Origin of the sequence: Aminobacter sp. Y103A (assembly GCF_030294925.1) — a bacterium.
Lineage (GTDB): Bacteria > Pseudomonadota > Alphaproteobacteria > Rhizobiales > Rhizobiaceae > Aminobacter > Aminobacter ciceronei.
The window spans coordinates 98,543-119,635 of record NZ_AP017989.1 but is presented as its reverse complement, the minus strand read 5'-3'; the positions used below and the strand labels follow the sequence as shown (position 1 = coordinate 119,635).

Genomic DNA, 21,093 nt, shown 5'->3' with positions numbered 1-21,093 from the left:
ACAATCCGGCTACCACCTGGCATCGCCGAGATCGCCTTTCACAACAAGGCGGTCGTCTATGCATTGCTGATGCGGATCGCAGCCCAGACGCTGCAGGCCGTTGCCGCCGACCCCAAGCGGCTGGGCGCCGAGATCGGCATCGTCGCCGTGCTTCACACCTGGGGCCAGGCCATGACCCATCATCCCCATGTCCATTGCGTCGTGCCCGGCGGCGGTCTCTCGCCCGGCAGGTCAAGATGGGTCGCTTGCCGGCCGGGCTTCTTTCTGCCCGTGCGCGTGCTGTCGCGCCTGTTTCGGCGGCTGTTTCTGACTGCCCTTGCCGACGTCTTCGCTCACGGTGAACTCCGCTTCTCCAACGAACTCAGCCATCTCAACGACGACGAGGCGTTCACCCGCCATCTCGCGCGTGCTCGCCGCGTCGAATGGGTTGTTTATTCGAAGCCACCGTTCGGCGGCCCTGACCAGGTGCTCGCCTATCTCGGCCGTTACACCCATCGTGTTGCCATCGCCAACAGCCGCATCGTCGAGGTCGATGACGGCCATGTTGCCTTCAGATGGAAGGATTACCGTGGCAATGGTCGGGACCGCGAGAAGATCATGCGCCTTGACCCGCGCGAGTTCATCCGGCGCTTTCTTCTTCACGTGCTTCCCGCCGGCTTCCACCGCATGCGTCACTTCGGCTTTCTCGCCAATAGCCACCGACGGGATCGGATCGGTCTCTGCAGGCAGCTCCTCGACCAGCCATCACCAGCAGGCGGGCAGCAGCAGGCCGGCAAATCACAGCACAGGCAGTCCTACGAATGCCCTGACTGCCGGCGTCCCATGCACAGGACAGGGATCACTGTTGCGCCTGTTTCGCCGCCCCGGCCATCATCTTTCTGGTGCGATACATCATGAACTCCGACAATCCGCACCCCCTCCGATATGCCCGCAAAACCAAGCGCCCGGCCTGCGCGCGACACCGCTTGGCCCTGGTCACACCGAAAGACCGACAGTGTGCATTGAGAGCGCAAAAATCGCCACCGATCGCCCGCCAAGCTGCTCGCGAAGGTCGCCGGATCAAGCCAAAATTCGGTCGTGCCACCGCTGCACGCGACGAATTCGCTATCGCCGTCAAACAGCGTGCCCTACTATCTCCATAACAGCGGCTAACAACCCGCGCCTTACTTCAATCCGGCTTATGTGAGGTCGCTCGAGCTCGCCGCGACGACCGATGCGACCTCACATAACCCTCCAGATTCCGACGATTTACCGGACGGCATTCCGATCAAAAACCGGACGCGATTCCGAGAATTAGCCGGACGCGATTCCGATTAAATACCGGACAGTTTTGAAGCCTGGATAGTGCCTTTGGGTCAGCAACCTGGGCATGCATTTCCTCGACGGTAGAGGAGACACGCATGCCGAAGAGAAGAAGGCTGACCATGAGACAATTGAGACAACTGCTTCGGCTAAGCGCGGACGGCATCAGCGTTCGCGACATTGCCACCATGCTCGGGATTGCCCGCAGCACGGTGCAGGACAACATAGAGCGAGCGACTGCCGCCGGCCTTTCCTGGCCGTTGCCGGCGGAGCTGACTGACGATGCTCTCGAACATCGGCTCTTCTCCCGTCAGGGCGTCAAACAGGGAATACGCCGACGCGCCGAGCCCGACTGGGGCGCGCTGGTGGTCGAGCTGAAGAAGCCGGGCGTGACGCTATTGATCCTGTGGGAGGAGTATCGGGCGGTTCATCCCGAAGGCTACGCGTACAGCCGATTCTGTGACCTCTTTAGAGGTTTCGAGCGGCGGCTGACGCCGACGATGCGCCAGGAGCATGTCGCCGGCGACAAGGTGTTCGTCGACTATTCCGGCAAGAAGCTGCCGATCGTGGACCGCAAGACCGGCGAGATCCGCGAGGCCGAGATATTTCTCGGGGTGCTCGGCGCGTCGAGCTACACCTTTGCCGAGGCGACCTGGAGCCAGACCCTGCCGGACTGGATTGGCTCGCATGTGCGCTTGTTCCGCTTTTTTGGCGGCGTCCCGCGCCTGATTGTTCCCGACAATCTGAAGTCCGGTGTGAACCGCGCAAGCTTTTACGATCCGGAGATCAACCGTAGCTTCGGCATGATGGCTTCCCACTACGGTGTCGGCGTTCTGCCGGCGCGACCGAAGCGACCGAAGGATAAAGCCAAGGTCGAAAGTGGCGTCCGTTTCGCACAGAGCTGCATTCTCGGCCGGCTGCGCAAACAGACCTTCTTTTCTCTGGACGAAGCCAATGCCGCTATCCGGGAGGCTGTCGAGCGGATCAACACCCACGTCATGCGCCGACTTGGCCAGTGCCGTCGTGACCTGTTCGAGACGATGGAACGTCCAGCGCTCGCCGTGCTGCCGCCCGAGGAATACGAGTTCGCCGAGTGGCGGCTGGCGCGTGTATCGACGGACTATCACGTGGAGTTCGAGCGCTACTTCTACTCCGTGCCGCACAGCCTCATCCGAGAGCAGGTAGATGTCCGGGCGACGAGCCGAACGATCGAGATCTTCTTCAAGGGCAAACGCGTCGCTGCCCATCAGCGCCGCTATGGCGGCGCCCGTTTTGGAACCGATCCGGACCACATGCCCAGTTCGCACCGCCGCTACGCGGAATGGTCGCCGGAGCGCTTCCGCCGCTGGGCTCGTTCGATCGGCCCACAGACCGAGGGTCTAGTCATCGCAATCCTTGCCAGCCGGCCGCATCCGGAACAGGGCTTCAGAACATGCCTAGGCGTTCTCAAGCTCTACCAGGCGATCGACACAGCGCAGGCCGAAGCCGTTTCGGCTCGTGCTCTCGAGATCGGCGGCCTCAACTGCAAAAGCATCAGCGCCCTCATCAAATCCCACAAAGCCTCCAGGCACACCGCCGAGCCTGCCGCCGTCGGCGAGCACGCCAATCTTCGCGGCCCAGGCTACTTTCATTAAGGAGATAATCAACAAATGCTGACCAATCCCACCATCGACATGCTGCGCGAACTCGGCCTTTCCGGCATGGCAAACGCGTTCCAGGAACTGGAGACGCAGCCGGAGGCAAGAGCCCTCCAGCATGGCGAATGGCTTGCCCTCCTGCTCGAACGAGAGGCGACAACACGCCGTCAGAAGCGCTTCGAGGCCAGAGCCCGTGCCGCCAGATTACGTCATGACGCCCAGATCGAGAACGCCGATTTCCGGGCAATCCGCGGTCTTGATCGCAATCTCTTCATGAGGCTGGCGACATGCGACTGGATCAGACAGCGCCATAGCCTGCTCCTGATCGGACCAGCCGGCGTTGGGAAGAGCTGGCTGGCCTGCGCCCTCGGCCAAAAGGCATGCCGCGAGGATCTCTCGGTCGCGTACCACCGTGTGCCGCGCCTCTTCGCCTCGCTCGCCCTTGCCCGCGGAGACGGCCGTTACGCGAAGTTGCTCAAGAGCCTGGCCAAAACCGACCTGCTTATTTTAGACGATTGGGGCCCTGAGAAGCTCAACGACGAACAACGCCGCGATCTCCTGGAAATCGTCGAAGATCGCTACGAGAAGCGTTCCACCATCGTCACAAGTCAAATTCCCGTGGATCACTGGTATGACATGATCGGCAATCCGACCATCGCCGATGCCGTTCTCGACCGCCTTGTTCATAACGCCTATCGCATCGAGCTTTCCGGCGAAAGCATGCGCAAACACAAGGTCCTGCCGGTCTCAGACGCAACTCCCGCTTGACCGAAAACGAGTTCGTCGACAAGTATCGAAAAAGACCCAGAGGCGCTCCTAGCCGTCCGGCTTCGCCTCGGAATCGCGTCCGGTATTCTGTCGGAATAGGTGTCCGGTTTCGTCTCGGAATCACTGTCCGGAATCATTGGAATACGCACTCTACCCTGCTCGCATCGCTTCACCTCACGCGGGAAACAATGTCGTTACGGGCATCCTGTGCGGCAAATGGCACAGCGATAAGACAGAACGCAGAACGCCATAATGGCGTCCGCCAAGCAATGGGCCTCGAGGATGCGGAGGCTCGGTCATCCATGAGTTCGAGTCCTGCAAGCGGGCCGCCTCTTTAACCAGCCTTCCCTGGCGCTCACGCGCCGGCACTTTCGCCACGGTTACCTCCGGTGTGGAGAAGTTGTCATGTCGCAATCCGCTGTCGGTCAGGGACTGGCACACGGCCAACAAGGCGCGTTCCGGGCCTGACACCGTCAAGCTCGGAGGGCATTCCTAGTCAAGTGGTTGCAGCTCCAGTCGGCTTTATGAAGTCGGTGACAAGAAGCTTCCTGATGCCCGTACTGCGACATTATTCCTGACCCGCTCAATTGGATCAGGCTACCCTAACAAAAAGACTCGGCACGATCTGGGTGCCGGGTCTTTAAGGTCACCTGTGATTGGGTAGGTGATGTGACGCTTCTTGGCTACGCCCCGCATGATTAACGAGCCGTTAACTGCGCGGCATTCCTCAGCTTCTATTCGGCGAGAAGAGCGACCACATAGGTCTCTTGGCGCCGGGACTAACCCATATGTCCCGGACAATGTGCCGGCGTTATTGCGTTCATGGGTCACTGGATGACGATTTCGCTGTTTAGGGTGTCAATCAAGAGGGCGCGCTGCATTTGCGTTTGCAAGCTGTCCCATCAGCGAGATGTAATGGCGGAATTTCCTATCTAGGAATCAATGCCCGACCGCACAAACGGGAGTCTGCTTCCGATTTGCTGCCGCCTTCGCCGCGATCTTCGCCATCCGGCTGATTGCCGCCGCAAGCCTGCGCGTGCCATGGCTCGACTGACCAGAAACTCGGGAGGGCTTATGGATGATGCTGGGGACGCATTGGCAGGGCTCGCTTGGCAACCCTATTGCAGAGTCCACCGGGCCCGCCGGCGACATAATCAAGGAGCTCTCGCATAGAACAAGCCGGTGTTTGGTTTCTCCCGGATTATCTGCGATTTAAATCAAATACGTCTAAGGATATTGACGATTGCGCGACCCTCACCTCGTAGACGGCTAACGCGGGCGGCAACTGAGAGGGTAAAATGACAAGCGATTTTTCCGCCGCGCGAGTGCATCTAGATCGAGCATATCATTACCTGCGAGGCGATGATCCGATGAGCCAGAGGGGGCGCGAAGCCTTGGATCTGCTAATTGAGGCAGTTGTCGTCGAGGAGTTCAGGCAGCCGAGCCAAAACGCGGAGGTGCTAATGTTTCCGATTGGGCGCCGCTTCTGAGGCGCTCCATGGTGGCAACCATGAACGTGATGTGCAAACATCCTCGAATATTGCCCGTCAAGGCATGAGCCGAGGCGGCAATCGAATGGGAGTCCGAAGCCTGTCGCCCACAACCTTCTGAATTTCGCTGCGCCTATTGTCATCGGCGGCAGCTATTCCGGAATGGCCGCCGCCCGGCAGTTCCGCCGCGCCCGCGCCAGGTTCTGGTGATCGACGCCGGGTTGTGGCGGAACGCTTTTTGCCAGCCATTCGCCTGCCTTCCTGTCCCAGGACGGCGTCGATCCGGCCTAGATCACGGAACGGTCGCCTGATTAGCTTTCGCGCTACGCGACGCCCTGGTACGACGGAACGGCCGAACGGGTCAGAGAAGCCGCGACGGTTTTGGGTCCTACTCGCTGACGGCCCTCCGCGGAGGGCCGTCGAGTCTTTTTCGCTGCCGGCGTTTGAGATGCGCTGCCAAGGGTCAATGAGCTGGCGGAGATATGGGGGAACAGCATTCCACCGACCCTGATGTATGGCTGTGAACTCTATCGGGACGGCTCGGCGTGATTGGTGCCGATCCTGCTCGGCCCACCAGGCACTTCGCGTGTCCGAATGAGGAGGCGCCCGCTTGCCCTGCGGGGCGAATGCTCATTTTTCCAAATCATTGCATATATCCGTGCTAGGAAGGTCCGAATTGCAAACGAAAACAATGGGGCGAGGCTTATGATGTTGAGCTGTAGCCGAGGCAAATCGCCTGCACAGCTTTTCCGCTATCTGTCGGCCAAGTGGCCGGCGGCCTTCAATCCTAAAGCGCCCAGGCCGCTCAAGATCGGCATCCATCATGACATTCGGGTGCTCGACGGCGAACTGTCCGATGATGAATTGAGGAGAGCCCTGCTGGCGTATACCAAGATGGCCAAATACTTGGCGAGCCTGGATGCCGGCGCCGCACGGGTCAATCTCGATGGCAAGCCGGCCGGCGTGGTCTCGGATGCGGACGCGGTGACCGCCAAGGCTTTGCTTTGCTCCCGCAAGGACAAACAAAAGGGCAAGCAAACGCCGGAGCCAAGGGTAGAGCCTCAAGCGCCACCCAAACCAAAACCGAAGCGAACCGCCGTGTTCAAGGCGAAGAATACGGCCGACAGCCCGACCGGCATAATCGTTGAGACCAAGCGTCGCCGGTCATTCCGAAAGCCGATGACTTGATCGCCCGTGAGCGATAGCTCGCGCCGACCGGGACAGCCCTCAGGGTCGGAGCACATGGCGCCCGCGCCAATCCGAATTGCCGCGATCGCAAATGGAGCTGCTAACGTGGCGGAATCGGCCCGGAAGCCTGGCCCGCATTGCGGCGCATCCCAATGCCTTAGCGCGTTTCGGCCGTCAGCTCTGGGCCGACTTTTGCTTATTTGGAATGTGAAATTATGTGAAATTAACGGCCGAGCAGTCGGCAGGGTATCGACGGCCAGCCGAACAGTCTTGAGCTTTTAGCAGTTCATCCCTAACCTGGAGTTGCATCGCCAAAGGAGCGTTCTGGCTTCGAGCGGGCACTTGCAGACGATGATCGGAATGTCGCCTTGAGGACGATATTCCCCTCGGTCCGGGTAGCCTGTCGAAGCGAAATCTTCGACCAGTTGTTTCCGGAGCCCGATATCGTGATGAAATACACAGACGTTGAGCCAGGTCTTCAAGACGAAGTCCCTTGGTCGGACAGCCTCACCGTCTACGACAAGGAGCACTTCAAGACCTACTTGAGGTTCCTGGACGCTTCCGCTGACGATGCCAGTTATGAGGAGATGGCGCAGGTCATCCTCGGCATCGATCCGGCGGAAGAGCCGGTGCGCGCGCGGAAAGCCGCGAGAAGCCATCTCGATCGGGCGAACTGGATGATGACCACCGGTTATAAGGAGTTGTTCGCGTAAATGACGATGAACGGGCGGCGACACACGCGGCTTGTCCAGACATGATCACGGCCGTCCGCCACAAGAATGGCATGACATCCGGGCCTGCGCGATACGTCTATTCATTGTCAAACTCCGCTGCTCGTACAGGCAGAGTATTGGCTTCCCGACCGTCTGGCGTGCCATGCAGGTCAGCGGCGGCCGCTCGTCATACCTGGCCGGCGCAGCTAAGGCGGGAGAAGATGAAGCCGTGTTCTGGTGGCGGGTCAAAGCCGGACGATGTTCCCATGGTCTTCGTCGGGATCATGTAGATATGCCACCTGGTGAGCCACCGCGGCAGCGGAGCCGCCACCGCCCCACTGTGACCTCACCATGGTCGAAATCTCCCGCTTCGAGGGAGCCGACAATTTTGAGGAGATGAATCGGGTGGCCAAGACATTCCAGGCAGCCGCCGAGAAGTTCGCCAACACGTGCTGGTGTCTGACAATCCTTATCTTGAGACGCTCTATGCGAACGGCTAGATCACTGATGGCAATCATGCGGATTATACCTTCCCGATCGACGCCCACTACAACCGGTTCTGTTGCAAATTTTTTCGTTACGGGTTGTCTGGCAAGTGACCTCCGACATTTTTTTCGGAGGTTTGTGATGTTCAGAGGCCGGCATTTCGACCGATCGGTCATCCTGGTGTGCGTTCGCTGGTATCTGGCATATGGACTGAGCCCGCGATTTGAAGGAGATGGATGGCCGAGCGTGGCATTAGCGTCGATCATTCGACGATCCATCGCTGGGTTGTTCACTTCTCGCCCTTGCTGCTGGAGCGCTTCAACCGGCGCAAGCGCGCAGCGACCGGCAAATGGCATGTTGATGAAACCTACATCAAGGTCCGAGGGCAGTGGATGTATCTCTACCGCGCTATCGACAGCGTCGGCGACACGGTCGAATTCTATTTCAGCGAACATCGGGATTTGCCGGCGGCCAAGCGTTTCTTCAGGAAAGCGCTGGAGCGCCATGGGCGTCCCGATCGTGTCGTCATCGATGGTAGCCAGACCAACCAGGAGGCGATCGTTTCCTGCGATACGACACATCGATTGCAGGATCGCTGCAGGCGCCGACCGAAGCCGATCCGAATCCGCCAAAGCCAATACTTGAACAACCGGATCGAGCAGGACCATCGGCGGATCAAGCGCCGTGTTCGGCCGATGCTCGGCTTCAAATCTCCCGCAGCCGCAAGCATCATCCTCGACGGCATCGAAATGCTTCACATGATGCGCAAACGACAGGCGAGGTTCGCCTTCAACCCAAATCCGTCATTGGCCGAGCAGTTCGATATCCTCGCCGCCGCATAAGCACCGCCCGCCATCTCTTCTTGCTTCAGTTCAACAAAAATTTGCAACAGAACCCCGCAACGTCCAGCCGATCAGGAGCAACCAGCGTGCAGGTGCCCGTCAGACGATGTGCACACCATCCCGCGTCTGAAGCTGCTACGAGCAGCGGCACACTTCCTTTTTAGAGAAGCTGGCGTTGTGCGAGCTGCTTGAAGAGCCGCCCCTTTTGCAACAGCTCGAGATAACTGCCGCTTTCAGTTATGCGGCCGTCATCGATAACGTAGACCAGGTCGGCTGACTCCAGAGTTGAGATCCGCTGAGCGATGACGACCCGGGTGCACTGGAGGCTGCGCAGATTGTCCATGACGCGACGCTGCGTGACATTGTCGAGCGCGCTCGTGGCCTCGTCCATGATCACGACGCGCGGTTTGCGTGTGACAGCGCGCGCAATCAGCAGCCGCTGGCGCTGGCCTCCGGAGAACGTCACGCCGCCCTCGGCGATGGCGGTGTGTAGGCCCATGGGGAGATCCTTGACCACCTCATCGAGGGCGGCAATACGCAGCGCCTCCATTGCCTCGTCTTCGGAAAGCGGGAGGCCGGCTGCAATGTTGTCGTAGATCGAGCCTGCTAGCAGGCGGCCGTTTTGCAGCACGACGCCGTATTGACGCCGCATATCCTGGAGATCGACAAAGCGGAGGTCGGTACCGTCGAGATAAATATTGCCCGACTCGGGGACGTCGAAGCCCAGCAAGAGCCGGATGATGGACGACTTGCCAGCGCCGGATGAGCCGACCAAGGCAACAAAGCGCTCGGCCGGGATGCGCATCGACAGGCCCTTGAGAACAAGGGGCGCGTCCGGCGCATAACGGAAACGCACGTCGCGCAACTCGATCTCTCCGCTCAGCTGCGAGAACCGGCTGCCCTGACCGATCCGTTCCTCCTTCGCCTCGAGGATCGGACGGACGCGCTGGAAGTAGGGTTGCAGCATGACGATGAACAGCGACGCGCGGGTCAGCGACATGACTGCGCTGACGAACTGGCCAAGAGCAACGTTGAAGCTCGCAAACTCGGCGACCGACATCAGCGGCGTATAGGGACGCGGGTCGTTCGTCGAGCGGAAGAAGGCGAACAGGTTTCCGCTGTGCGCACCCAGAACAACCAGCACGACCACGGTCATCATCGGTCCGAAGCCAGATCGCAGAATATAGAGACGATTGCTCAGGATGCTCTGCCGCAGGCTGAGGGTCACCGTGCGGCGGTAGGTGCGGAGCCAAATGAGGAACGCCTCGCGCTCGGCGCCGGCCACCCGCAACTTCGCGACAGAGCCCAGCAGCTGCAGGACAGTGCCCTGCTGCTTTCCCGACAGCTCGAGCGATTCGAAATTGTAGCTCAGGATGCTCTTGCCGATCAGAAAGGCAACGCCCGCGAACAGCGCCGAGACGAGCACCACTAGCAAGGTCACGCGCCATTCGAAGTAGAGCATCAGGCCGACACTGAAGATCATCGACACAGAGCCCGAGAAGAACGTCATGAACGATCGGCTGATCAGCTTGCGGGTGACGTTGATGCCATCGGCGCGACTGGCGAGGTCGCCGGCCGTGAAGCTGTGGAAGAATGGCGCCTGCAGGTTGAGGAGCCTGATCCACACAGCGGCCTGGATGCGGTTGTCCGCGCGCGCCTCCAATCTCAGGCTGCTCAGCGACTCCACGAGATTTGTGCTGGTCATGCCGAGCGCCAAAAGTAGCAGCAGAGCGCTGATCACGCCGACTTGGTCGAGTTCGGCATCTGGAATGATCGGGTCCAGCAGCCAGCCGAGGACCGTCGGGGAGGCGAGTGAGAAAAGGCCGGTCAGAACCATCGTAGCGATGATGGCGAGCACGTCGGCACGGCAGTTATGCAGGCCGAAGCGCAGGATGCGCCAACCGGTTGGCATGCCCTCAGGAAGCGGGATATAGAAGGCGTAGGCGGTGCAGTTGATCGTTGCGCCGGTCTTGGCATCCACTGGCTGCGGGGCGCCACGGCCGTAACACAGGTAGCGATTGCCGGAGCGGATCAGAGCGCAGGGGGCGGACTCCGTTCCGACCGTCGCTAGCAGCGGGCCGAGGTCGTTTTCCCACCAACGGTCCTGCAAGATCAGTGCCCGATACTGTAGGTGGTTGTCCCGGGCGATCTCATCGATGGCCAGGGCCAGCGGGGGTGTCGTGATCTGATTGCGACATGGCGACAGCGCTGGATGGCCGAGCGCGCGTGCCACGCGGGCAACGATCATGGCGATCGTCTCGGTTTCCTCACTGCCTTCGACCGTCGTTTTGATGCTTATCAGATCAACGAGGTTGCCCAATTCCGTGGCGAAATCGCCTTCCGCCGTGAGGCGTGCTGCTTCATGCGCCGCGGAATTCTGGGCAAGTTCCCCAGCACGGCTGGCGATAGCGGCCCTTACGGCCGTTTCGGTAAGTGCCAAGCCCGCGTCTTGGCGGGACGGCCCGGTCTGCCATCGGGCCAGCAACGTAAGCCAGCCGCGCTGGGCCTGTTCGAGCGCCGGTCGGGCCTCTGCGTTCGACGCAAGCTCCCACAGCGCCTTGCGCGTCGTCTCGACGATCTCAGTGTCGGCTGATGGCACGCCGATGAAGCGGAACTCGTCGCCGGCTGGCAGGGAATCGATCAGCCCACCCGCCTCGACTGACAGAAACGGGTACCGGCCGTGCCTGTCCACAAGAAATACTTCGACGGATCCCGAAAGCACGAGCCATATCCGGTCCACTGTCGTGACATCGAGCGTGTTGTTTCCGCCCACGATCCGGCGCTGTTCGGCAATGCCCAGCGCCGACGCGAGCGTCGATCCGGGTGCCTTCCAACTCTGCGTTATGATCGCATTGAGCCGGGCGCTATTGTTCAGGAGGACGTCGACGATGTTCATCCAGCCCCCACAAGGCCGGCATAGACGCCGTTGGCCGCCTTGAGCTCTTCATGCGTGCCTCTTTCGACAATGGTACCATTCTCGAGCACGAAGATCTGATCACAGTCACGAATGGTACTGAGCCGCTGAGCAACGATAAGGCATGTCATGCCCCTCAGCCGCATGTTCTGGTCAATCTGCGCTTCGGTGACGGCATCGAGCGCGGCAGTCGCCTCGTCCAGCACCAGAATCCTCGGGTTGCGGGCGAGGGCGCGGGCAATCTCGAGGCGCTGGCGCTGGCCTCCGCTCAGATTGGTGCCCCCCTCGGTCAGTATGCCCTCATATCCGCCGGGACGTCCCAGAATCGTTTCGTGAATACAAGCGTCCCGCGCCCCGCGCACGATCGATGCCGGGCTGGTAGCACGATTGAACAAGGCGAGGTTGTCTTGAATTGTGCTCTCGAACAGGCGGATGTCCTGATCCACCCAAGCGACGTTCGAGGTGAAGACGTCGCGGGGCACCTCGGCAACCGGGCAGTCATCGTAGAGCACGCTTCCCGAGCGCGGCGTGTAGAGACCGAGCATAAGATGAACCAGGGTCGACTTGCCGCTGCCGCTGCCACCCACGAAGGCGACTCGCTGCCCCGGCTCGACCTTCAGGTTGATGTCGTGCAGTACGGGCAAGTCGAAGGCGCCGTAGGCAAAACTTAGGTCACCAACCTCGACTCGCCCGGAGAGTTGTTGGGGCGGTTCCGCTGCCGCTGCCGGTGCTGTCGTCTTCGCCGGACGCCCCTCGATCAGCGGATCGCTCTTCGCCGCAAGGATGTCCTCGAGCCGCGCCCAGTGGCCCTTTGCCTCCTGAAGCTGAAGGCTGAGGTCGACGATCTGCTGCAAGGGGGTCATGAAGCTGCCGAGCAGCATCTGGAACGCCAGTAGTCCGCCTATGGTCATCTCGCCCCAGATAATCAGGACCGCGCCGAAGCAGAGAACCGTTGCCGTCATGATTTGCCCGATCAGGGTCGGCGCCGCCCCTAGCCACAGGGAGATGCGTTCGCGCGACTGGAACTGGTTCACCGCGCGCGCCTGGTAGCCCGACCAAATACGGAAGAAATCCGACTCGGAGCCCATGGCCTTAATGGTCTCGATCGACTGAAGGCCGGACATCGCGGCGGCGGCTATTTTTGCGCTTATATTGAGGATGACCATGTTGCTGTCCTTCAATCTGCGGCGCACAAGTCCCACAGCAGCGAGGTTGCAGGCCACCAACAAAATCGAGACGATGGTGAGTGGCAGGCTGTAGACCGCCATCACGCCTGCATAGACGATCACCATTGCGAACTGGGCGGCCGCGGTCGGCAGGGGACCGGAAACCAGAATGGCAAGCTGATTGGCCGAGTGCGCGCGGGTGACGATGTCGCCGTGCTGGCTCTGCGTAAGGAACAGCAGGGGGAGGCGCAGCACGTGCCAGAGGAAGCGCGCACCGATCATCACTGCCAATTTCAGCTGTAGACGCATTAACACGCGTTGTTGCAGCCAAGTGACGGTGGCCGCCAGTGCGACTCCGAACAGCAGGGCCACGATGATGGGAAACAGCCAGGTGTCGAATCGGCGTACCAAGACCTCGTCGACGAACACTTTGATGAGCGCAGGAAGCAGAATCGACGGCAGCGCAAGCATGACGGTCGTGGCCGCCATCACTACGAGCGCGGCTCTTGACCCAGATGTCCAGCCGAACAGGGTGCGCAGCATACCCTGCCTGTAGCCGCCTGGTTTGAAATCGGGTCCGCGCTTGAACTCTAGCGCGACGCCCGAATAGTTTTCGTAGAATTCTTCGTGACCGACAATGCGTCGGCCGAGCGCCGGGTCGTTGATTCGCACACCGCGACCTGACCGGCCTTCGACTACGACGAAGTGGTCGGCCGACCAGTGGGCGATGAATGGCAGTGCAAGCGAGCTGAGCGCTTCAATCGGCAACTGCTGCCCGCGCGCCTCTAGGCCATAGTCCCGCGCCGCCTTGACTATATTGCTGGCGCGCGCACCGTCACGCGAGACGCCGCAGGCTTGGCGCAGTTCGTCCAACGGGACAAAACGGTGGAAATGCCCCAGGATCATGGACAGCGCCGCAGCGCCGCAGTCCGCCTCCATCTGCAACACTGTTGGCGTAGCGACAGCCCGCCGCAGCCGCAGGGTGAACTCACGGCTGGTCACAAACGCGTCCATGTCCGCACGATCGGCAGCACAAGGGAGAGAGGATTGACGCGGTCCACTACGATTTTGACGGCGGCGGTCGTGCCGGGCGTCACCTCTGTCAGCGGACGGGCGGCAGACGTCCAGTGTAAGCCGTCCCTTGTATCCGGATCTGCCTCAAGCTCGATCTCGATGCGCACCGGAGCGCCAGCGCCCATCATCGTGTTGACGAGCGCCTCGTTACCGAGCACGGCCAGTAAGTCACCCCGGGACACCGGCAGCAGGCTCACTTGGCTGACCTGGCCCCTGATCGACCCGTAGATTTGTTCATCGATGGACGAAGGACTGATAAGTGCATGCATGCCGGGAACCACGCGCTTGCCTTGGTCGATCGGCAAGTAGGCGTGAACGATCATGCGTCTCTCCAAAGTACCGGATTCGACCGTGATCAGGTTCATTCCAGCGGCAATCGTCGCATTGGGCTGGGTTGTAATCTCACTGACCGTGCCGTCGACCGGGCTGCGGATCGCGGAGCCGACCTTGAATTGCACCTGTAGATCACGGTAGCTGGCTTCCGCGTCGATGACCTTTATGCGCAGTTCGGTTAGGCTGCGATGAACCAAGTCTTCGAATTCGATCTCCTCAGTTTGTAACTTCCGAATCTGGTCGGTCATTTGACGGATGGAGCGCTGCACGTCGATGAGGCGGTCGAACTCAAGCTGTTCCTGGATGCGGGTGGCAAAACCGCGCTTCACTTCCGTCACAAAGCCCTCGTACAGGCCTTGAATCATCTCGCGGTTCTTCTCTGCATCTGCAAGGCTGGCCTTAAGCGATGAAATCTCTTGGTTGAGAGTCTGCCTGCGCCGCTCCACATCTGCATGCGAAGTCTTGTCGTAATTTTCAGACTCCGCGCGTTGCGCTTGGACAGCGATCCGCGCCTGCTCAAGGCGCTCCGCGACCTCGTCGAGCTTAACCGTGACCAGAAGATCGCCGCGGGTGACCATGTCCCCGGGTTTGACGTGAATTTGCGCGACTGTGCCCCCTGTCCGGGCTACCACGTCGGCAACGACGCTGCGATCGAGCAGAATGACGCCTTGACCCCTGGCATGGAAGGCGAGCCGGCCAAGAAGCCCCCAAGCCACCGCGCCAGCTACGAAAAGCGCGAGTGCAACAAGCAGAATCCACGTCGACCGCGATGTGAGTTGGATCGCTTGGTTCAAATGCTCAGGATCACGAAGGGCACGTGGGCTCTCTGCGCTCGTCGTCACAGGTTTCAGCATTTTCTCTCCCCAGGCAGCTGAGAACACCAACGGCTGTCGCCCTGCGAATATGCAAATGGCAGTTGTCCTCATTCACGTGGCGGCCTTACGGGCATGACACGTCGGTCGAAATAGCCTCCCGGAAACGCGGTCGGCGCGGGCATTGGTGTATAGGGATTCCAGAGCGGGAGCCCAACCAGCCGCGCGTCCAGCCGCACGATCAGCTTGCGAGCGATCATGTCGGCTATCGCCTCGTCGATCTCGGTCTGCATCACATTCGCCGTGCTCAGCCGTTCGCGCAGACGGGCGTCTGGCATGCCTTCGTCCGCAGCTAGGAGAATTTCGCGTGCGAGGCTTTTGACCCGGTGTTCAGGCTCCACTGCTATGGCGCGCGTGTCCTCGACCGTGATCTCGTCGCCGCTGTCGCGCATCGACAGCATGGGCAGCTTCGGCTCGTACCAGGCTTTCAGCCAGGCATCGATACCCTGGGTAACGGCATGCAGCCCCGGGCGGCGGTTCGCGTCGCGCGCAGCGAAATGGCCGCCGACATCGCTGTCTTCACAGTCTTCGAAGTAGTAGACCTGATCCGCGAGATCGGGCTCCGAGAGCGGATAGACGGAGCGATAGGAGGCGGCCGGGCGCAGCTTCAGCCCATGTTTGTCGGCTGCGCGATGATAGGGGCTGTAGCGCTGGTAGCGCAACCGCACCGCATGTCCTGGCTGGAGATGATGCAGCAGCGGCAGCCAGGAGGCCATTTCGCCATACCAGGCGTCGCTCTCTCCGGGAAAGCCCCACAGTATGCTCCAACTGACCCGCACGCCATACTGGCGGCACCATTTCAAGAGCTGAACATTGTGCGCTGACGTCGTTCCCTTGCCCATCAGCTTCAAAGCACGGGTATCCAGGCTCTCGATACCTGGCTGGATCCAGCGGACGCCGGCGGCAGCCAACTTCTCGACTTCATGGCGCTTCAGATTGGCTTTGACTTCGAAGAAGATCGCAAGCTTGTCGGGTAGGGCGGTGAGGCGAGGCAGGGTCTTTTCGACGTAGTCAAGGGCCAGAATGTTGTCGACCGCTTCGATGCGCGACGAGCCGTAGCGCGCCGACATCTCTATCATCTCCTCTGCGGCCTGCCCGGCCGGTTTCTGGCGATAGGTCATCGATCCGCCGTTCAGTCCGCAGAACGTGCAGGGGCTGCGCGCCCCCCACCAGCAGCCGCGAGAGAACTCCATCGGCAGCCCGGGATAGACGCGGTCGGCGTAGAGCGATCGCCCAAGTTCGGCAAAATAGTCCGAGAAATCGGGCAGCGGCAGATTATCCATGTTCTCGACCACTGCGCGGGGCACCAAGTCGCCCATCGACGTGGCGGGATAGCCGGCCTCGCGATGCCCTGGACCGAAAACGCCGAATGGCAGGTCGGCCGATGGAATGTCTCTACCGTGATTGAGGATGTCGCAACACAGGGCGCCGATCAGTGCGTCAGCTTCACCCGACACGACGTAGTCAACCCACGGGAAACGCGCGTGAGTGTTACGCCCCATGACCGATTCGCAGTTTGCGCCACCCATGAGAGTTACTAGGCCCGGTGAGCGCTCGCTCAGTCGGCGCAGCAACGCGAGCGAGGGAACATGCTGGGTGAAAGTCGAGGTGCACCCGACCATGGCCGGCCGTTGCTCCAGTATCTTGTCGGCTGTCCAGTCGATGAAGCCGCCGATAAGCGAGCGCAACTCGCGGAAATGGGCACGACGCTCGGCCAAACCTTTGTTAGGGTGTATCGGATTGCGCTCGAAATAGCGGTCGAGGAAGACATCGTGGTCTGCTTCGAAGTCAGGAAAAGCGATGCCGGCGAACAGCCAGTCAACAAGCGCATCCTCAGGGGGGGAACCCTCAAGCATATTGTAGTCGGCGAGGCCCGCGTATTCCAGGAACCAGATGTTGGCATACACTATCTTGGATCGCAGTCCGGCCCGGGTCAGCACCGACTTTAGCAGACCAAGCGCCAGTGACGGCCGTTCAATTGCCGACATCGGCATGTTGACTAAGACGATCTGCACATCGGCGCTCATCTCATGCCACTCTTTTCATGGTGATGCAGGCATAGGCGAGGCCGCTTAGCCACGGTCTCATGCGCCGGAGTGCAAAGCGAGCCATGCGTGGCTCCGTGACCGGAACCGTGAACATGATGTTGACCAGTTCGGGAAAAGCGCGCTGGCGGCGCGTTACTTCGAGCCACAGCGGCCGCACCAAGGCCATTGCCTGGAGACTGGGATGGATGAACGAGCAGGTCCAGCGCAAAGTGCTGGTGTCGAGCCGGTGGGTGATCGCCCAGCCACGCACCGTTCCGCCGTCGGCATCAACGAGCGCCAAGCTCGTGTGCGGGTCACTATCCTCCTCGTAGATGAACGGATTGACGTCGTCATTCACGCCGGCTTCGTCGAAATCCCGGATCATCGTTCGCTGGTCGGCGCCGATCGACCGCCAGCCAACGATGCGGTAGCGGGCCGGCAGGCGCGCCTCGACAAGCCACGGTGTCTCGAACGCCAGCGGCACGGTTGTGTGGCAGACCAGTTTGTTGACTACGGGTCGGGTCCAGCCGTTCTTCACGAAAAAGCATGCGGCGTCCTGATTGTGCTCGCCGACGCGCAGGAAATGAATGCCTAGCCTGAAGCCGAGACGGCGGAACTCCCCTTCGATCGCGTCCAGCATGGAACTGCCAAAGCCCATTCCGCGGAGCATAGGCAGGACGTAGACTGAAAGGAGTTCGAACTGCCCGGAAGGGCCTGGCACGGCCAGGGCAAGGCCTGCGGTCACGTCGGTTGTGCGCGCCGCGACGCCGCGGACCGTGGATGCGAAACGGCTCGTCACCACGCGCCACACTGCCGGATAGGTAAGATGCCGTACCTCCTTTAGGCTGACGTAGTCCAGTATCTCAAGGCGAGTCGGCATGGTCGACGCCCGTGCGGGAGGCCGCGTCTTTGGCCGCTTCGATGCGGCTCGTTATCCCCTCGCTGGTCTGCCAGGCAAAGCGGTCGTCGAGGTCCTCTTCGATCACCCCCGCCGTGTACAACTGGTCTAGCAGATCGGCGACTGCAAGGGCGCTCGCTCCGTCAGCTATGACGCGCACAGCCAACTCCGACGCTGTGCAGTCGCCGCACGCGATCAGATCGCCAACGGAGATCGGAGCGACGTCGTCGAGTATCCGGTGTTCAATGTTGCGTGAGCGGAGGTGGAAGTGCGGGTTCCCGGCCTCGTAGTGCAGGTCTCCGCGGAAGCGGATCGGCAGGTTGGGAGGTGGGCTCTCGAGCATATGCTCGTCGATGATGCTCTGGAGCCCGTCACGGAACTCGTCGGGCGTCCTGAAGAAACGCTCATCCAGGATGCGGTAGCCGAGAGGCCAGCGTTTGCTCCCTGGTACCGGCGTCACCAATTGTACTCGTCCCCGCGGCATGTTTACGAGGAAGCCGGAAACGCAGGCGATCGTCGTGTGATCGCGATCCAGCAACGCGATTGCATCGTCGTTGTTGGCTGCCCTGAGTTTCTCCTTCCGCGCGAGTGCGCGCCCAGCGAAAGCTTTTGCGGTCAGCGCCTCCTTGCCCTGCAGGATAAGTTCGACCCCCATCAGGTCCTCGGGCGAAAACGCCGCGTGAATCTGATTGAGATGGTTCGTGCTTAGCACGGAGAAACGGTTCGTCACGTCCCCGCAGCGTTTGAACAGTTCGAGCACGCGCCTGGTGAGTGCCTGATCCTTGAGCGGGGAGGCCGTCGTCGTTTGTGGCAATGCGCCTGTGATTTGATAGTAGTCGAACAGAAAGCGGTCGTAGTCCGGGTTGTCGATCGGATCTGTGGCCCAATAGCAGAAGCCCGTGCGGGCTGCGGAACCAAACATCTCGGTCGCAACACCGACCACGCCGCGCCAAAAATCCGCATGCTCCTCGCTATATTCATAATAACCCTTGAAACGGTCCGCCGAGAGGCCACAGAACCAGCAACCGACGGTGCAGCCTTCGCTGAGCTCGAAAGCGATGACGGGGTGCGTAATCGACGGCGCCGATCCTCCCAATTCGCCGTTGCAGCGCCGGATTTGGCGCGCACGCCAGGTATGAAAGCGAGGGTTGATCATCGACATTTCGCCTTGGTCGCGCAGGAGGTCGCGATGGCGCATCATCTCGCGCATATACTCGTCCCACATCACAGCCAGCGGCCACGATGCACACTCCGGCTTGAAGCGGTATTTCAGGTGGCTACTGCGCCAGAGCGGCAGCATCTCCATCGGGTCAACTTCGATGCCGTAGCGCTCGCTTACCGTTCGAGGGATGTCAACATTCTCTAAAAGCGCGCTGCGGAACGCCTCGTCACCGACCAGGCGTTCCATGAAGCGCTTGATATGCGCCAACGTGCGAAGCTGTCCGGGGGTGCGTCGGTCAAAGATCTGTCGGTAGTGTTCGGTAGCAGCGTGTGTCATGAGATTACGGGCGGGCCTTTTGAAGCCGCGTTTTCGCAGGCCAGCTGCCAAAGGATCCCATGATCTCTCCGACGAGTGGCCTGATTTTGAGTTTTCTTCACACATCTCGTCGAGTATGGGTGGATGCGCCACACTTGAAAGCGCGTGGTCATATCAGGACCGCAGCGACGACTACAACGGCTTCGGCTGCCGCAGTGACAGTCGTCGCTACCTCCGCTGTCGAAGTGACAGTCGTAGCTACCTCCACTGCCTCCACAGCGGAGGTAGCGACGACTGTGGTCTGCACAACTTTGGTCGAGGTCGCAACGCTCGAATGATGCTTGCCGCCGACGATCGCATCGAGCTGCTTATCGGTCAACTCGCGTGGGCTTCGCGATTGAATGTAACTCTTAGCCTCATCGAGTGTGAAATTGTAGCCGTGGTTCTTTCCGACCGCCACAACCGATGCGAGACCCGTAGCATACGGTTTTACCTTTTCGAGCAGACTGTCGTCTTTCGCCAGATCGTCGACGAATCGCTCTACCTCAGCTTGCGACATAGTTAATCTCCCTTCGGCACGTTACGCCCGCAGCCCTTCAGCCCAACTCTTCAGTCGCGCCGATCAATTCGGCACTTCTGGGCCAATTGCCTTCGTCATCTCCGTTGGTTGTGGAGAAACCCTTCACAACGGCAAAATTGACCAAGCAAGTGACGTACCAATCTCAGGACGTAGCTGCGCGCTGATACCCAATTCGGGCGGGCGCACCTTTGCGTCGCGCTTCTTTTTTCTTTTTTTTCAATGAGGGCTGCGCACCGTTTCGCATTTAGTGCGTCTGTTTGATAGGCGACAATTTGGGCCTATAACGACAGTATTGTTGCTCGGGATCGAGACACCATGTTGCCGGCACCGCTCGGTACGTCGTTTTACGTCAGCGAAATACCCGCCTGAGAGGGCATTGGAAAATTAAACCTGCCACCAGCCTGTTGCCGCACATTTATGGGTTGACGCAGAGCCTATCGCCGCTGAGATCGAGCGCAGCCTTCTGACAGATCAGGTCGAGTTGAAGCTGCACAAGAATTGAGAATCGGCATCTATGGCCTTGTCACACGTATCGACGACCATCCTCCTCAATACCCACGCACCTAATTCCCGCGCGCCGCATGATCCCAAAAAACTTGGAAGCCAAGAATCCGCCGGACTGCGTCTGTTTCGACCCCGACGCCGAGGCGCGGAGGTGTGAAATACCAGCGGGGAAGGTCGTCGCGATCAGCGCTGTATACGTCAGTGTGGGAGAAAGCCCCGAGGTAAATCCATGGGGAATGGTCGGTGCTTCATCTTCGCCAAGTGAAACAAACGCCGTCCGTGCGCAATGTTCTCAAGGGCGGAGTAAAGTAGTACGCGTCTGCGCCGCCGCTGACTGCGGCGCTAACGCAGCGTGGCCATGGCTCGCCTATGCTTTTGCCAGGATGGCCTCTTCCTTCTGTTGCATCGAAATTGTCGTGCTGTAATACGGCCAAATGTAAGGTCCACCCGCACCTTGATTCAGATCTTGATTGATTGCCTCATACCCGGCGATAGCTGGCTGTGTGGATTGATTGGTTACAAGCAGTTGGAGGGCTGTGATGGGCTTCTTGCTTGATTCGCCGTTTTTCCAGATCATGTAAATGTATTTCCCGCCTGCTCCTTGTTTGAGGTCTTGGCCAGTCCATTGCCAACCAGAGGGCGGATTCGATTGCGCTCCGTCGTACGCAACGAAGTTGATCGATGTCACAGGATTGCTGTCACCCAGGATATAGCCAATGTAGATGTACTTCCCGCCCACGCCTGTATTCGTGTCGTGGTCAGAAAATCCCAAGGCGGCTGGTATTTGGGGCCGGCGCTGTCGTCGACCTGGTTTGTCAACTG

13 protein-coding genes and 3 pseudogenes are annotated in these 21,093 nt (G+C 60.2%); 8 read left to right on the top strand and 8 right to left on the bottom strand.

Annotated features, from left to right (window positions below; translation table 11 throughout):
• Nucleotides 1–9 precede the first annotated feature (9 nt).
• The 8 genes and pseudogenes from Amn_RS31830 to Amn_RS31800 all read left to right on the top strand — a co-directional run.
• Nucleotides 10–897, top strand: a pseudogene (locus Amn_RS31830) (IS91 family transposase); the annotation flags it as partial.
• Between the two features lie 503 nt (nucleotides 898–1,400).
• Nucleotides 1,401–2,936: an IS21 family transposase gene (gene istA, locus Amn_RS31825; RefSeq protein WP_286299700.1), complete on the top strand. Its 1,536-nt coding sequence runs from the start codon at nucleotides 1,401–1,403 to the stop codon at nucleotides 2,934–2,936.
• Between the two features lie 15 nt (nucleotides 2,937–2,951).
• The gene (gene istB, locus Amn_RS31820; RefSeq protein WP_286299698.1) at nucleotides 2,952–3,707 is read left to right on the top strand and encodes an IS21-like element helper ATPase IstB; all 756 of its coding nucleotides are present in this window, start codon (nucleotides 2,952–2,954) and stop codon (nucleotides 3,705–3,707) included.
• A gap of 1,298 nt (nucleotides 3,708–5,005) precedes the next feature.
• Entirely contained in the window at nucleotides 5,006–5,197 is a 192-nt protein-coding gene (locus tag Amn_RS31815) for a hypothetical protein (RefSeq protein ID WP_244750049.1), read from the top strand.
• A 162-nt stretch (nucleotides 5,198–5,359) separates the two neighbouring features.
• Nucleotides 5,360–5,485 (top strand): annotated as a pseudogene (locus Amn_RS32780) (thioredoxin reductase); the annotation flags it as partial.
• 420 nt (nucleotides 5,486–5,905) lie between these two features.
• Complete coding sequence (locus tag Amn_RS31810; RefSeq protein WP_199202432.1) at nucleotides 5,906–6,385, top strand: ProQ/FINO family protein; 480 nt, start codon at nucleotides 5,906–5,908, stop codon at nucleotides 6,383–6,385.
• A gap of 449 nt (nucleotides 6,386–6,834) precedes the next feature.
• Nucleotides 6,835–7,098, top strand: coding sequence for a DNA -binding domain-containing protein (locus tag Amn_RS31805; RefSeq protein WP_199202530.1), 264 nt, complete (start codon nucleotides 6,835–6,837; stop codon nucleotides 7,096–7,098).
• A 627-nt stretch (nucleotides 7,099–7,725) separates the two neighbouring features.
• Nucleotides 7,726–8,426 (top strand): annotated as a pseudogene (locus tag Amn_RS31800) (IS6 family transposase).
• 160 nt (nucleotides 8,427–8,586) lie between these two features.
• On the opposite strand, the gene Amn_RS31795 reads toward Amn_RS31800, so the two are convergent.
• The 8 genes from Amn_RS31795 to Amn_RS31760 all read right to left on the bottom strand — a co-directional run bounded on the left by Amn_RS31795 (nucleotide 8,587) and on the right by Amn_RS31760 (nucleotide 21,010).
• The gene (locus tag Amn_RS31795) at nucleotides 8,587–11,322 is read right to left on the bottom strand and encodes an ATP-binding cassette domain-containing protein (RefSeq protein WP_199202431.1); all 2,736 of its coding nucleotides are present in this window, start codon (nucleotides 11,320–11,322) and stop codon (nucleotides 8,587–8,589) included.
• Complete coding sequence (locus Amn_RS31790; RefSeq protein WP_199202430.1) at nucleotides 11,319–13,520, bottom strand: NHLP family bacteriocin export ABC transporter peptidase/permease/ATPase subunit; 2,202 nt, start codon at nucleotides 13,518–13,520, stop codon at nucleotides 11,319–11,321. The genes Amn_RS31795 and Amn_RS31790 overlap by 4 nt, the downstream gene beginning before the upstream one ends.
• Nucleotides 13,505–14,767, bottom strand: coding sequence for an NHLP bacteriocin system secretion protein (locus Amn_RS31785; protein ID WP_202367941.1), 1,263 nt, complete (start codon nucleotides 14,765–14,767; stop codon nucleotides 13,505–13,507). Before Amn_RS31785 ends, Amn_RS31790 begins: the two co-directional genes overlap by 16 nt.
• A gap of 68 nt (nucleotides 14,768–14,835) precedes the next feature.
• Nucleotides 14,836–16,812, bottom strand: a complete 1,977-nt coding sequence (locus Amn_RS31780; protein ID WP_199202428.1) for a RiPP maturation radical SAM C-methyltransferase — start codon at nucleotides 16,810–16,812, stop codon at nucleotides 14,836–14,838.
• Nucleotide 16,813: 1 nt separating this feature from the next.
• Nucleotides 16,814–17,692 carry a GNAT family N-acetyltransferase gene (locus Amn_RS31775; protein WP_199202427.1) on the bottom strand — a complete coding sequence of 293 codons (879 nt, stop codon included), beginning with the start codon at nucleotides 17,690–17,692 and terminating at the stop codon, nucleotides 16,814–16,816.
• On the bottom strand, nucleotides 17,676–19,208 hold the full coding sequence (locus tag Amn_RS31770) for a radical SAM family RiPP maturation amino acid epimerase (protein ID WP_199202426.1): 1,533 nt from the start codon (nucleotides 19,206–19,208) through the stop codon (nucleotides 17,676–17,678). The genes Amn_RS31775 and Amn_RS31770 overlap by 17 nt, the downstream gene beginning before the upstream one ends.
• Nucleotides 19,209–19,356: 148 nt before the next feature.
• Nucleotides 19,357–19,746, bottom strand: a complete 390-nt coding sequence (locus Amn_RS31765) for a Nif11-like leader peptide family natural product precursor (RefSeq protein WP_199202425.1) — start codon at nucleotides 19,744–19,746, stop codon at nucleotides 19,357–19,359.
• Nucleotides 19,747–20,638: 892 nt separating this feature from the next.
• Complete coding sequence (locus Amn_RS31760; RefSeq protein ID WP_286299664.1) at nucleotides 20,639–21,010, bottom strand: hypothetical protein; 372 nt, start codon at nucleotides 21,008–21,010, stop codon at nucleotides 20,639–20,641.
• Nucleotides 21,011–21,093: the final 83 nt, after the last annotated feature.